General features: G+C 68.7%; 13 protein-coding genes. 3 read left to right on the top strand and 10 right to left on the bottom strand.

From position 1 onward, the window contains the following. Positions 1–21 precede the first annotated feature (21 nt). The 5 genes from AC3RCC_RS06045 to AC3RCC_RS06025 form a co-directional block, all read right to left on the bottom strand. Positions 22–279, bottom strand: a complete 258-nt coding sequence (locus AC3RCC_RS06045; protein ID WP_291645735.1) for a hypothetical protein — start codon at positions 277–279, stop codon at positions 22–24. 79 nt (positions 280–358) lie between these two features. Further along, a complete protein-coding gene (locus AC3RCC_RS06040; protein ID WP_291642113.1) occupies positions 359–1228 on the bottom strand; it encodes a metal ABC transporter permease in 870 nt (289 codons plus the stop codon). Next, positions 1225–2079, bottom strand: a complete 855-nt coding sequence (locus AC3RCC_RS06035) for a metal ABC transporter permease (RefSeq protein WP_291642114.1) — start codon at positions 2077–2079, stop codon at positions 1225–1227. Before AC3RCC_RS06035 ends, AC3RCC_RS06040 begins: the two co-directional genes overlap by 4 nt. Next, positions 2076–2987, bottom strand: coding sequence for a manganese/iron ABC transporter ATP-binding protein (locus tag AC3RCC_RS06030; RefSeq protein ID WP_452117190.1), 912 nt, complete (start codon positions 2985–2987; stop codon positions 2076–2078). The genes AC3RCC_RS06035 and AC3RCC_RS06030 overlap by 4 nt, the downstream gene beginning before the upstream one ends. Then, positions 2984–3904, bottom strand: coding sequence for a metal ABC transporter substrate-binding protein (locus tag AC3RCC_RS06025; protein ID WP_492257904.1), 921 nt, complete (start codon positions 3902–3904; stop codon positions 2984–2986). Before AC3RCC_RS06025 ends, AC3RCC_RS06030 begins: the two co-directional genes overlap by 4 nt. Positions 3905–4032: 128 nt before the next feature. Between AC3RCC_RS06025 and AC3RCC_RS06020 the strand changes: the two genes are divergently transcribed. Beyond that, positions 4033–4491 (top strand): Fur family transcriptional regulator, encoded by a 459-nt coding sequence (locus tag AC3RCC_RS06020; RefSeq protein ID WP_492257903.1) that lies wholly within the window; start codon positions 4033–4035, stop codon positions 4489–4491. 123 nt (positions 4492–4614) lie between these two features. Here the strand turns inward: AC3RCC_RS06020 and acs are convergent, their stop codons facing one another. The 5 genes from acs to tsaD form a co-directional block, all read right to left on the bottom strand. Next, on the bottom strand, positions 4615–6567 hold the full coding sequence (acs, locus tag AC3RCC_RS06015) for an acetate--CoA ligase (RefSeq protein ID WP_492257902.1): 1953 nt from the start codon (positions 6565–6567) through the stop codon (positions 4615–4617). 264 nt (positions 6568–6831) lie between these two features. Continuing rightward, positions 6832–7242, bottom strand: coding sequence for an EVE domain-containing protein (locus AC3RCC_RS06010; protein ID WP_291645738.1), 411 nt, complete (start codon positions 7240–7242; stop codon positions 6832–6834). Beyond that, positions 7242–7577, bottom strand: a complete 336-nt coding sequence (locus AC3RCC_RS06005) for a hypothetical protein (RefSeq protein WP_492257901.1) — start codon at positions 7575–7577, stop codon at positions 7242–7244. Before AC3RCC_RS06005 ends, AC3RCC_RS06010 begins: the two co-directional genes overlap by 1 nt. 29 nt (positions 7578–7606) lie before the next feature. Continuing rightward, positions 7607–8602: an NAD(P)H-dependent glycerol-3-phosphate dehydrogenase gene (locus tag AC3RCC_RS06000; protein WP_492257900.1), complete on the bottom strand. Its 996-nt coding sequence runs from the start codon at positions 8600–8602 to the stop codon at positions 7607–7609. Then, positions 8602–9645 (bottom strand): tRNA (adenosine(37)-N6)-threonylcarbamoyltransferase complex transferase subunit TsaD, encoded by a 1044-nt coding sequence (gene tsaD, locus AC3RCC_RS05995; protein ID WP_492257899.1) that lies wholly within the window; start codon positions 9643–9645, stop codon positions 8602–8604. Before tsaD ends, AC3RCC_RS06000 begins: the two co-directional genes overlap by 1 nt. Before the next feature lie 158 nt (positions 9646–9803). Between tsaD and hemC the strand changes: the two genes are divergently transcribed. Together hemC and AC3RCC_RS05985 are read left to right on the top strand one after the other, a co-directional pair. After that, positions 9804–10763 (top strand): hydroxymethylbilane synthase, encoded by a 960-nt coding sequence (gene hemC, locus AC3RCC_RS05990; protein WP_291642130.1) that lies wholly within the window; start codon positions 9804–9806, stop codon positions 10761–10763. A 32-nt stretch (positions 10764–10795) separates the two neighbouring features. After that, positions 10796–12811, top strand: a complete 2016-nt coding sequence (locus AC3RCC_RS05985) for a uroporphyrinogen-III synthase (protein ID WP_492257898.1) — start codon at positions 10796–10798, stop codon at positions 12809–12811. Positions 12812–12815 lie beyond the last annotated feature (4 nt).

Below are 12815 nucleotides of genomic sequence, written 5' to 3'. Positions count from 1 at the left end.
GGGCCGGGCGCGCGACGGTGCTCAATCGTCGTAGTCGTCGTAATCGCGGCGACGGCGATAATAGCGCTCGCGTTCACGCTGCCGCCAATACTGGCGCTCACGTTCACGCTCCCGCCAGTAGCGGCGCCGACGGCGACGGCGGTCATCATCATCGTCGTCGTCATCATCGTCCGCCCGCGCCGGGGCGCTGCCGATCACCGTCGCAAAGACGGCGAGCAAGGGTAGCCCGAACAGGCTGCCGCGCAGCAGGCGGCGGCGATCGAGATCGGTTTCGGCCATGATCCACGCGCTCCTCGAAGGCCGACAGGGAGATGCCGACCGATGCCAAACGCCCCAGCCGAGCCATTATTCCTGGCGATCACGCTTTCGTGAAGTCTCCGGCGACGGCGCTCGAGGCCCGGCGCCGGCTCGCCCGCCAGAGATTGGCGGCGAGCGCCAGGGCGAAGAACCCGCCCTGGACCACCACGATGCAGGGGCCGGTCGCGGCGTCGAGATGGAAGGAGAGGATCGTGCCGGCGACGCTCGACAAGGTCGCCGAGGCGATCGCGACCAGCAGCATCAGGTCGAAACGGCGGCTCGTCAGGTAACCGATCGCGCCCGGCGCCACCAGCATGGCGACGACCAGGATGATGCCGACCGCCTTGAGCGCCGCGACGATGGTCAAAGCCAGCAAGGCGAGCAGGCCGAAATGCAGCGCCCTGACCGGCAGACCGATGGCGCGCGCATGGCCGGGATCGAAGGCGTGCAGCAGGAAGTCGCGTCGCTTCAGCAGCATGATCGCAGTGACCGGCAGCGCGATCAGCGCGGTCTCGGCGATGTCGGCCCAGGTCACGCCGAGCATGTTGCCGAAGAGGATGTGCATCAGGTGCTGGTCGCTATCGACCTTGACGAAGAGCACAAGGCCGAGCGCGAACATGCCGGAGAAGACGATGCCCATCACCGTATCCTCCTTCACCCGGCTGTTCTCCTTGAGATAGCCGATGCCGAAGGCGCAGCCGAGCCCGGCGGCGAAGGCGCCGAGCGCCAGCGGCAGGCTGGCGATATGGGCGAGCACGATGCCCGGCAGCACCGCATGCGAGACCGCATCGCCCATCAGCGACCAGCCCTTGAGCACGAGGAAGCAGGAGAGCACGGCGCAGACCAGGCCGACCATCACCGCGACGATCAGGCCGCGCTGCATGAACTCGTGCGCGAAGGGGGCGAGCAGCCAGGTCTGGACGAGGCTCATGCGGAAGCCCTCGCACTCGCCGCCCGCCGCGCCGCCAGCCTTCCATGCTTCGGCGCGAAGACGAAGGCAGCGAGGAAGAGCAGGGTCTGGAAGACGACGATAAGCCCGCCGGTCGAGCCGTCGAGGAAGTAGCTGACATAGGCGCCGACCGCCGAGGTGACGACGCCCATCGTCACCGCGATCGCGATCAGCCGGCCGAAACGATCGGTCATGAGATAGGCGGTGGCCCCCGGCGTCACCACCATGGCGATGACGAGGCAGGCACCGACCGTCTGCAGCGCAGCGACCGTGCAGGCGCTGAGCAGGACGAAGAACAGGATCTTCAGCCTGAGCGGGTTCAGCCCGACGCTGCGGGCATGGTTCTCGTCGAAGAAGACCAGCATCAGGTCCTTCCAGCGCGCCAGCAGGATCGCGAGCGAGACCAGCGTGATGATCGCGACCTGGATCACGTCCTCGTCGGAAATGCCGAGGATGTTGCCGAGCACGATCGACTGGACATTGACCGAGGTCGGATTGATCGAGACGATCAGCAGGCCGATGGCGAAGAAGCTGGTGAAGACGATGCCGATCACCGCGTCCTCGCGCAGTTGCGTGCGCACCCTGACCAGCGCCATGGCGAGCGCCGCGAGCAGCCCGGAAAAGAAGGCGCCGGCGGCATAGGGCACCTTCAGCAGATAGGCGAGCGCAACGCCGGGGACGATCGCATGCGCCAGCGCGTCGCCCATCAGCGACCAGCCCTTCAGCATCAGATAGCAGGAGAGGAAGGCGCAGACCCCGCCGACCAGGGCCGAGACCCAGATCGCCTTGACCATGTACTGGTAGCCGAAGGGCTCGAGCAGGAATTCGATCATGGCTTGTCGTCCGTGCTGCCGCTCGCCAGCTTCTCATGGTCGCGCTCGCCATAGAGCACGAGCGGCCTCTCATCGTCGGTGAGCACGGTGATCCGCCGGGCATCGGCATCGTCGTGCAGGGCCGTGCCCTCGAGCCGGAAATGCCGGAGCGCGCCGCCGAAGGCCCGCTGCAGGTTCTCCTGGGTGAAGGTGGTCTCGGTCGGCCCCGCCGCCAGCACGGTCTTGTTGATGATCACGACCTGGTCGCAGAATTCCGGGATCGAGCCGAGATTATGGGTCGAGACCAGCATCAGCCGCCCTTCGGCCCTGAGCTCGCGCATCAGCGAGACGATCTGGTCCTCGGTCTTGACGTCGACGCCGGTGAAGGGCTCGTCGAGCAGGATCACCTGCCCGCCCTGCGCCAGCGCACGCGCCAGGAAGACGCGCTTGCGCTGCCCGCCCGAGAGCTCGCCGATCTGGCGGCGGCGGAAATCGAGCATGTTGACCCGGGCCAGCGCCTGCTCCACCGCCTCGCGATCAGCCTTCCGCGGCAGGCGCAGGAAGCCCATATGGCCATAGCGCCCCATCATCACGACGTCCTCGACCAGAACCGGAAAGGTCCAGTCGACCTCCTCAGCCTGGGGGACATAGGCGACAAGGCCACGCTTCAGCGCCCGCTGCACCTCGAGTCCGGCGATCCGCACAAGGCCGGCAGCCGGCTTCAGGAAGCCCATCAGCGTCTTGAAGATCGTCGACTTGCCGGAGCCGTTGATGCCGACCAGCGCGCAGATCGTGCCCGGCCCGAGCCCGAAGGAGGCGTCGTTCACGGCGGTGACGCCGTTGGCATAGCTCACGGTGACGCCCTCGACCGTGATCGAGGGCGCGCCTTCCGCCGCGAGCAGCGGCGCTACCGGGCGGTGCAGGTTCACTGGCCAAATCCCTTGGCGATGGTGTCGACGGTGACTTCCAGCAGCTTCAGATAGGTCGGCACGGCGCCGCGCGCATCGGAGAGCGAGTCGACATAGAGCACGCCGCCATATTTCGCCCCGGTCTCGCGCGCCACCTGCTTGGCGGCGCGGTCCGAGATCGTGCTCTCGCTGAACACAGCCGGGAGCTTGTTCTTGCGGACGAGGTCGATCAGCCGGCGCACCTGCTGCGGCGTGCCCTGCTCATCGGCATTGATCGGCCAGAGATAGGCTTCGCGCCAGCCATAGTCGCGCGTGAGATAGCTGAAGGCGCCCTCGCTGGAGACGAGCCAGCGCTTGTCCTCCGGCACCTTGTCGAGCCTTGCGCGCAGCGGCGCGTCCATCGCCTGGATCTGCGCGGCATAGGCGGCGGCGTTCCTGGCATAGGTCTCGGCATTGGCCGGATCGGCCTCGCTCAGCGCCTTGCGGATATTCTCGACATAGATCAGCGCGCTTGCCGTCGACATCCAGGCATGCGGGTTGGGCTTGCCCTCATAGGGCCCCTCCTTGATGCCCATCGGCACGATGCCCTCGGTCACCACCGCGCTCTTCACGTTCTTCACATTGTCGAAGAAGCGCTCGAACCAGCGCTCGAGATTCATCCCGTTCCAGAGCACGAGATCGGCCGACTGCGCCTTGACCACGTCGAGCGGCGTCGGCTGGTAGTCGTGGATCTCGGCGCCGGGCTTGGTGATCGACTCGACGATCGCCGCCGTGCCGGCGACGTTCTGGGCGATGTCCTGGATCACCGTGAAAGTGGTGACGACACGCAACGGCTTGCCGGACACGGCCTGCGCCAGCGCGGTCAGAGGATCGAAGGCGAGGCCCAGCGCCAGCGGGGCAGCAGCGAGCAGGCTCAGGAAACGGCGGCGCAGGGACATGCTTTCTCCAGCGTTCGATGGCGCATGACCGAACGCTATTGCAAACCACTTGCATCTGTCAACGCAGTTGCGAACGATTTGCGATAACTGCTTTTGCAAATGCCTCTCAGCGTTGCTACCTCTCTGCCATGAAGGGAATCGACCAGCGCGTGGAGGCTTTCGAGGGCCAGCTCCGCCAGGCGGGGCTGCGCATGACGCAGCAGCGTCGGCTGATCCTGCGCGTGCTCGCCGAAGCCGACGACCATCCGGACGCCAAGGGCATCTTCACCCGCGCCTTCGCGCATGATCCGACACTCTCGCTGTCGACGGTCTACCGGACGATGAAGCTCTTGGAGACGCAAGGCGCGATCGAGCGCCACGCCTTCGAGGACGGCGTCTCGCGCTATGAGCACGCCGACCAGGAGCATCACGACCACCTGATCGATGTCGAGACCGGAACGGTGGTGGAGTTCTCCTCGCCCGAGATCGAGGCGCTGCAGGCCAAGATCGCCGCCGAGCTCGGCTATGAGATCGTGCGCCACCGGCTGGAGCTCTATGGGCGCAAGATCAAGGCGCCGCGCCGCAAGCCCGGCAAGCAGGGCGCGTAGCGCCACTTTCCGTCATGGTCGCCCTTGTGGCGACCATCCACGTCTTCCTCGATGAGAAGCGGCGGTCAAGACGTCATGCTCGGGACAGGTCCGAGCATGACGTCGCTACCGTCCTTCCCGGACTCAGCCCGCCTTGCGCTTGTTCTGGCGGTTGGCGATCAGGTCTTCGACCACGGCCGGATCGGCCAGCGTCGAGGTATCGCCCAGCGCCCCGAACTCGTCCTCGGCGATCTTGCGCAGGATGCGGCGCATGATCTTGCCGGAGCGGGTCTTGGGCAGGCCCGGCGAGAACTGGATCAGGTCCGGCGACGCGATCGGGCCGATCTCGTTGCGGACATAGGTGACCAGCTCCTTCTTCAGGTCCGCCGTAGGCTCTTCGCCCGCCATCAGCGTGACATAGGCGTAGATGCCCTGCCCCTTGATGTCGTGCGGATAGCCGACCACCGCGGCCTCCGAGACCTTGGGATGCGCGACCAGCGCCGACTCGACTTCGGCCGTGCCCATGCGGTGGCCGGAGACGTTGATCACGTCGTCGACGCGCCCCGTGATCCAGTAATAGCCGTCAGCATCGCGCCGGCAGCCATCGCCGGTGAAGTACCGGTTCGGATAGGTCGCGAAATAGGTCTCCTCGAAGCGCTTATGGTCGCCATAGACCGTACGCATCTGGCCCGGCCAGCTCTCGGAGATGACGAGGTTGCCCTCGGCCGCCCCCTCGAGGACCTTGCCCTCGGCGTCGACGATCTCGGGCTTGACGCCGAAGAAGGGCCGGGTCGCCGAGCCCGGCTTCAGCCGGGTCGCGCCGGGCAGCGGCGAGATCAGGATGCCGCCGGTCTCGGTCTGCCACCAGGTGTCGACGATCGGGCAACGGCGCTCGCCGACGACGCGGTGATACCATTCCCAGGCTTCCGGATTGATCGGCTCGCCGACCGAGCCGAGCAGGCGCAGCGACTTGCGCTTGGTCTTGGTCACGGCCTCCTCGCCGGCGCCCATCAGCGAACGGATCGCGGTCGGCGCGGTGTAGAAGGTGTTGACCTTGTGCTTGTCGATCACCTCCCAGAAGCGGGAGATGGTCGGATAGGTCGGGATGCCCTCGAACATCAGCGTCGTCGCGCCATTGGCGAGCGGCCCGTAGAGAATGTAGCTGTGGCCGGTGACCCAGCCGACATCGGCGGTGCACCAGTAGATGTCGCCGTCGTGGTAGTCGAAGACGTATTGATGCGTCATCGCGGTATAGACGAGGTAGCCGCCGGTGGTGTGCAGCACTCCCTTCGGCTTGCCGGTCGAGCCGGACGTGTAGAGCAGGAAGAGCGGATCCTCCGCCTTGACCTCGACCGGCGGGCAATGGCCGGAGACCTTCGCCGCCTCGTCATGGTACCAGACGTCGCGGCCATCCTGCATGGTGACGTTGCCACCGGTACGCTTGACGACGATGACCGTCGCGATGCCGCCCTTCACCTTGGGGTCGGCGGCATCGACATTCTTCTTCAGCGGAACGGAGCGGCCGCCACGCAGCCCCTCATCGGCGGTGATCACGATCTTCGAATCGGAGTCCTCGATCCGGCTGGCGAGCGAGTCCGGCGAGAAGCCGCCGAACACCACCGAATGCATCGCCCCGATGCGCGCGCAGGCCAGCATCGCATAGGCCGCCTCCGGGATCATCGGCAGATAGATGGTGACGCGGTCGCCCTTCTTGACGCCTTGGGCCTTCAGCACGTTCGCGAACTTGCAGACCTCGGTGTAGAGCTGCCCGTAGCTGATCTTCTTCGACTCCGAGGGGTCGTCGCCCTCCCAGATGATCGCGGTCTGCTTCGCCCGCGTCGGCAGATGCCGGTCGATACAGTTATAGGCGACGTTGGTGGTGCCGTCCTCATACCATTTGATCGAGACCTTGCCCGGCTTGTAGCTGACGTTGCGGACCTTGGTATAGGGCTTGAACCAGTCGATGCGCTTGCCCTGCTCGCCCCAGAACTTGTCGGGATCCTTGATCGAGGCCGCGTACATCTTCTTGTACTTGGCGTCGTTCAGATAGGCCTTCTTGGCCCAGGTCGCCGGCACATCGTAGATCATCTCGGTCATATCAGACGTCTCCCCAGACTTCGGCCGTCGGCGTGAGCCGGAGGCGGCTCTGGGCGGCATGGCGCCGTCGTCGCGATCCGACGCGGCTTCTTTCAAGTTCATCACATCATAAGACGCAAGCCATCGGCGACAAGCGCCGGCGGCTCGCACTTTCGTTGCTGCGACTTTCGGCGGGGGAGCGAGCTCCGCCGCGGCGCCCGGGTCGCTCCGGATACGCCGTCGCGTGCCCTGCCGGCCTCCCGGTGGACGCACGCGGAAACGGTCTCAGAGCCCGCCCATCCTGCAGACGATCGCCCATTCCTCGTCGGTCACGGGCTGCACCGACAGGCGGAAGGAGGTAACCAGCGACATCTTGGCGAGGCTCGGCTCGGCCTTCACCGCGGCGAGCGTCACCGGCTTGGGCAAGGGCTTCACCGCCTTGAAATCGACCAGCACCCAGGGCGGGCCCGCTTCGCTCCAGGGATAGTGCTCCTTGATGACCTCGACGATGCCGACCACCGCGAGCCCTTCATTGGAATGGTAGAAGAAGACCTGCTCGCCCTTCTTCATCGCCATCAGGTTGAGCTTGGCGGTGTGGTTCTTCACCCCGTCCCAGCGCGTGCCCTCGGCCCCGGCCTTGACCTGGTCCTCCCAGGACCAGACCGAGGGTTCCGATTTGATCAGCCAGTGAGCCATCAGGCGTCGTCCTCTTCTTCGTCTTTCAAAGGCGCCGGCGGCCGCGAGGCGGCTTCGCCCTGCTCGTTCCAGAACCGCACCATCTCGCGGGTCAGCGCGGCGTAGTCCTGCGGGCTGAGCTCGATCCTGGTCTCGCCCTCGCCGAAGGGCAGGATCAGCACGAAGCGATGCGTGTCCTCGCGGCGGCGGCGGCGCAGTTCGATCACCCGCCCGGCGATCCGCCCGGCCAGAGGCACGGGCTGGCTCTCGGCCACCAGCTCCGCGCCGGTGGTCTTGCGTACCTCGGCGATGCCGCGGGCCACGCGTTTCGTCAGGTCGGACCAGTCATTGGCCATTATTCGCTCCCCGCCCGGTTCCAGCCGTTTCAGTTCTCGGAACGGATCGGCCGCGCCAGCAGCCCGGCGACCGCCTCGCGGACCCCGATCTTTCCGGCGATGATCGCCGCGACCGCTTCCGCGATAGGCGTCTCGATTCCTCGCGCCCGCGCCATCTCCGCCAGGATCGCCGCCGTGAAGGCGCCTTCGGCGAGCTTGCCGCCGGCTGCCTCGGCCGGCGTGCTGCCCTGCCCCAGCGCCAGCCCATAGGCGAAATTGCGCGATTGTGCCGAGGCGCAGGAGAGCACGACGTCACCCAGGCCCGAAAGCCCCATCAGCGTCTCCGACTGCGCCCCGAAGGCCTCGCCGAAACGGCGCAGCTCGGAAAAGCCGCGCGCCACCAGCGCCGCCCGGGCGCTCTCGCCATAACCGAGCCCGATCGCGATGCCCGCAGCGATGGCGAGCACGTTCTTGGCGGAGCCGCCGATCTCGACGCCGCGCGGGTCGTTGCTGTGATAGATGCGCAGCGAAGACGAACTCAGCACCTCGGCGAGCTTCTGCGCCAGCACGGGCTCGCTCGCCGCCAGGGTCAGCGCCGTCGGCAGGCCGCGGGCGATGTCGACGGCGAAGCTCGGGCCCGACAGGATCGCCGGCACCGCGCCCGGCCAGAGCTCGGCGATGATCTGCGTGGTGAACAGGCCGCTCTTCTGCTCGATGCCCTTGGCGGCCGAGATCGCCGGCAATCCGGAAGGCAAGGCTTGCGCGAGGCTCGTGCAGACCGGCCGCAGCGACTGGGTCGGCACCGCCAGGATCAGCGCCTGCGCCGCGGCCAGCGCCGTCAGCTCGGCGACCGGCTCGACGGCCTCCGGCAGGATCGCGCCCGGCAGGCGCGGCACTTCGCGGCGTGCGCGCATCGCCGCCACCGCCTCGCCGTCGCGGGCCCAGAGGATCACGCGCCGTCCGGCCCGTGCCGCCGCCAAGGCAAGCGCCGCGCCGAAGGCGCCGCCACCGACGACGCCGATCGTGGCGAACCGATCCGCTGCCATCACCCGGCGGCCTTGAGCTCGTCGAGCGGCCAGCGCGGCCGGGCGACCGCGCTCATATCGTCGATCATGCCAAGCCGCAGCCGCTCCAGCCCGGCCCAGGCGATCATCGCGCCATTGTCGCCGCAGAGCGCCAGCGGCGGCGCGACCATCGGCAGCCCGGCCTCGGTGGCAAGCCGCATCAGCCCGGAACGGATCGTCTGGTTGGCGGCGACGCCGCCGGCGACGACGAGCGTCGACGGGCTGATCCCGGCCTCGCGGCAGGCGCGCAGCCCGGCCCGGGTCCGGTCGACCAGAACATCGACGACCGCGGCCTGGAAGGAGGCGCAGAGATCGGCGACATCGCGATCGGAAAGCGGCGCGATCCGCTCCGCCAGCAGCCGCACCGCCGTCTTCAGGCCCGACAGCGAGAAATCCGGCTTGGGTCGCCCGGTCATCGGCCGCGGGAACTCGAAACGCTCGGAATCGCCCTTGAGTGCCTCGCGCTCGACCGAGGGGCCGCCGGGATAGGGCAGGCCCAGCATCTTGGCGATCTTGTCGAAGGCTTCGCCGACCGCGTCGTCGATGGTCGTGCCCAGCCGAAGGTAGTCGCCGACGCCGCGCACGGCGAGCAATTGCGTGTGCCCGCCGGAAACCAGCAGCAGCAGATAGGGGAAGGCGACATCGTCGGTCAGCCGCGCGGTCAGGGCATGGCCCTCGAGATGGTTGACCGCGATGAAGGGCTTTCCGGTCACCAGAGCGATCGCCTTGGCGCTGGTCAGGCCGACCATCACGCCGCCGACCAATCCCGGCCCGGCCGCCGCCGCGACCGCGTCGATCTCCGAGGCCTTGAGCCCGGCACTCTCGAAGGCGCGCGCGACGATCCGGTCGATCGCCTCGACATGGGCGCGTGCCGCGATCTCCGGAACGACCCCGCCATAGGCGGCATGCGCCGCGATCTGGCTCAGGATCTCGTTGGACAAAATCTTGGCCGCGCCGCCGCGCTCGACGCCGACGATCGCGGCGGCGGTCTCGTCGCAGGTGGTCTCTATGCCCAGAACTCGCATGGCCGGTCGGTCGGAAAGCTCGCTGGTTTAAGGTCCCGGCAGCGGGGTGGCTGACAGGTGCGCGGTTTCGCGCGGGGATTTCCTTCGTATAGTGCTGCAGAAAGAGAAGGCCAATGGCGCGCGGGACGCTGCGCCGGGAAACGGAGAATTTGCGCCGAATGAGCGAACAGCCCACCCCCCCGCGGCAGCAGCGCCTGCCCGGCCGCTTCGTCATCGGTACGCGCGCCAGCCCACTCGCCATGGCGCAAGCCCGGGAATTCGCCGGCCGGTTGATGGACGCCCATGGCTGGGCCGCCGAGGAACTGCCCTTCGACCCGATCGTCACCACCGGCGATTCGATCCAGAATCGCTCGCTCGCCGCGGCCGGCGGCAAGGGATTGTTCACCAAGGAACTCGATGTCGCCCAGCTCGCCGGGATGATCGATTTCGCCGTGCACTCCTCCAAGGACCTGCAGACGGAGCTGCCGCCCGGCCTCGTGGTCGGCGGCTATCTGCCGCGCGAGGATGCGCGCGACGTGCTGATCTCACGCGGCATCTCCCGCCTCGCCGACCTGCCGCAAGGCGCCGTGATCGGCTCGGCCTCGCTGCGCCGGCAGGCGATGCTGCGCCGGATCCGGCCCGATCTGAAGGTCGTTCTGCTGCGCGGCAATGTCGCGCGGCGCATGGAGAAGGTCGCCAGCGGCGAGATCGACGCGACGCTGCTGGCGCTTGCCGGGCTGCGCCGGCTCGGCCTCGAGGACAAGGCGAGCGGCATCCTGTCCATAGCGGAATCGCTACCGGCGGTCGGCCAGGGCGCGATCGGCATCGTGATCCGCGAGGACGACGCCGCCGCGATCGCGGCACTCGCCCCGGTGATCTGCCGTGAAACCGGGATCGCGGTCACGGCCGAGCGCGCCTTCCTGGCCGAGGTCGACGGCTCCTGCCGCATGCCGATCGCCGGCCATGCCGTCGTCGACGGCGACCGCGTGCATCTGCGCGCCCAGCTGCTCTCGCCCGACGGCTCGCAATGCGCCGAGGGTGAGCGCCATGGTTCCGTCACGGAAGCCGCGCAACTGGGAGCCGATCTCGGGCGCGAATTGCGCGCCCGCGCCCCGGCCGGCATTTACGATCCGGCCTGAGCCTCTACGACCGGCCGAAACGAGGAGACGACATGCGCGTTCTGGTGTTGAGACCGCAGCCCGATGCCGAGCGCACCGCCAAGGTGCTGCGCGAGCGCGGCCAGGAGCCGGTCCCGGCGCCGCTCTTCAGCATCGTCCCAGGCGCGGAGCCGGCACCGAAAGGCCCGTTCGACGCGATCGTGCTGACCAGCGCCAACGCCGTTCCGGCGCTGGAGCAGTTGCCGAAGGCCTGGCGCAAGGCGCTGCCCGCATTCTGTGTCGGCAGCCGCACCGCCGATGCGGCCGGGGAACTCGGCTTCGCGACCCGCAACGCCAAGGGCAACCGCGCCGATCTCCTCGCTTTGATCTCCAGCCAATTGCCGGCGCCGAAGAAGCTGCTCTTCGTCGCCGGGCAGGACCGCCATGACGATCTGCCGGAGCAATTGCGCGCCGCCGGCCATGAGGTCGCGATCTGGACGGCCTATGAGGCCAGGGCGGTCGAGAGCCTGCCCGAGGCCGCCGTCGAGGCCCTGCGCCGCGGCGAGGTCGATGCCGCCCTGCATTATTCTCCGCGCAGCGCCCAGACCTTCCTTTCGCTGGCCGGCGCTGCCGGCCTGACCGAGCAGGCGCTCGCCTTGCCGCAGGTCGCGCTTTCGGCCGAGATCGCCGCACCGCTGATCGGCGCCGGCGCCGGCACCGTGCTGGTCGCCGAGCATGCCGAGGAGGCCGCTCTGCTCGCCGCACTCGACCAACTGCCGGCTCGCATTCTGCTCGATGGCGGTGCTAGAGAGGAAACGGCGGCGGCCGAACCGGCTGCCGAGACGGAAAAGGATGCCATGAGCGAGCCGAGCAGCGAACAGAGCCCGGCCGCAAAGCGTCGCAGCCGCTCGGGCCGCACCCCGCCGACCATCGAATTGCAGCCGCAGGGCGAACCGACCGCCGAGGTCTCCCCCGAAGCCGCGACGCCTGAGCCGGAGTCCGCCGCGACCCCCGCCGCCGAAACCGAGCGCGCCGCCGAGGCCGTATTGCCCAGCGAGGCCCTCCCCCGCGAGTTCGAGCCGCCCCCGCCTCCCCTGCCTGAGCGCCGCCCCGGCCTGCCGGCGCTTGCTCTCGCCGGACTGATCGGCGGCGCGGTCGGCGCCGGGCTGGTGCTGCTCGGCCTCAAGCTCGCCGGCCCCGACGACGCCGCCCGCCTCGCCGAGTTGAACCGTCGGATCGAGGCGCTGCAGGCCCAGAGCGCCGCCTTGCCCAGCCGCGCCGCACTCGAGGCGATCGAGCGCAAGGCCAGCGCCGCCGCCGACAGCGCGGCCAAGGCCGACGCCGTGGCGCAGAGCAATGCGAGCCGCCTCGCCGAGCTCGCCAAGGCCGCCCCCGCGGTCGCGGCGGGCGACGCCGCCGCCCTGGCCCAGGTCACCGAAAAGCTCAGCCAGGCCGACAGCAACGCCGCCGCCGCCCGCACTGCCGCAACCGAACTCGAGCGCCGCCTCGGCGAGACCGGGCAACGCCTCGCCGCTGTCGAGACCACCGCCAAGAACGCTCTGGTGCCGAGCCGGCAGGCACTCGCCGCCACCCGCATCGTCCTCGCCGAGCGCGTGCGCGACGCGATCGCCGCCGGCCGGCCCTTCCAGCAGGACGTCGCCGCGCTCGCAGCAGGCGGCATCCCGGCCGCCGAGCTGACCGCACTCGATACGGTCGCCGCCAAGGGCGCCTCGACCCGCGACGTCCTGCTCGCCCAGTTCCGCAGCCACCGCGCTTTGTTTGCCCGCGAGAGCGCCCCCCCGGCCAGCAGCTGGGAGGACAAGCTGCTCGGGCTGGCCAGCCGGATCGTCACCATCCGCCCGGTCGGCGACACCGGCGCGAACGATCCGGCGACGCTGCCGATCCGGCTGGAGAACGCTCTGGTGCAGAACGACATCGCCACTGCGGCGGCGCTCTGGGCGCAGCTGCCGGAGCCGGCCCGACGCCCCAGCGAGGCGTTCGGGACGGCGCTCAAGCAACGTGCGGCAGCCGAGGCCGCCATCGCCGCGATCGCGCGCAATGCGGTCGCCGCCCTGGGTTCGGCAGGCTGAGGAA

The organism is Allobosea sp. GW823-FHT01F03 (genome assembly GCF_058798075.1).
The sequence above is the reverse complement of the archived record's forward strand: the minus strand, read 5'-3'. Positions and strand labels throughout refer to the sequence as shown.

Bases quoted from the DNA above. Each gene is read 5' to 3' on its own strand.
- AC3RCC_RS06045 (WP_291645735.1), bottom strand. From the start codon at position 279: ATGGCCGAAACCGATCTCGATCGCCGCCGCCTGCTGCGCGGCAGCCTG.
- AC3RCC_RS06040 (WP_291642113.1), bottom strand. From the start codon at position 1,228: ATGAGCCTCGTCCAGACCTGGCTGCTCGCCCCCTTCGCGCACGAGTTC.
- AC3RCC_RS06035 (WP_291642114.1), bottom strand. From the start codon at position 2,079: ATGATCGAATTCCTGCTCGAGCCCTTCGGCTACCAGTACATGGTCAAG.
- AC3RCC_RS06025 (WP_492257904.1), bottom strand. From the start codon at position 3,904: ATGTCCCTGCGCCGCCGTTTCCTGAGCCTGCTCGCTGCTGCCCCGCTG.
- AC3RCC_RS06020 (WP_492257903.1), top strand. From the start codon at position 4,033: ATGAAGGGAATCGACCAGCGCGTGGAGGCTTTCGAGGGCCAGCTCCGC.
- acs (WP_492257902.1), bottom strand. From the start codon at position 6,567: ATGACCGAGATGATCTACGATGTGCCGGCGACCTGGGCCAAGAAGGCC.
- AC3RCC_RS06010 (WP_291645738.1), bottom strand. From the start codon at position 7,242: ATGGCTCACTGGCTGATCAAATCGGAACCCTCGGTCTGGTCCTGGGAG.
- AC3RCC_RS06005 (WP_492257901.1), bottom strand. From the start codon at position 7,577: ATGGCCAATGACTGGTCCGACCTGACGAAACGCGTGGCCCGCGGCATC.
- AC3RCC_RS06000 (WP_492257900.1), bottom strand. From the start codon at position 8,602: ATGGCAGCGGATCGGTTCGCCACGATCGGCGTCGTCGGTGGCGGCGCC.
- tsaD (WP_492257899.1), bottom strand. From the start codon at position 9,645: ATGCGAGTTCTGGGCATAGAGACCACCTGCGACGAGACCGCCGCCGCG.
- hemC (WP_291642130.1), top strand. From the start codon at position 9,804: ATGAGCGAACAGCCCACCCCCCCGCGGCAGCAGCGCCTGCCCGGCCGC.
- AC3RCC_RS05985 (WP_492257898.1), top strand. From the start codon at position 10,796: ATGCGCGTTCTGGTGTTGAGACCGCAGCCCGATGCCGAGCGCACCGCC.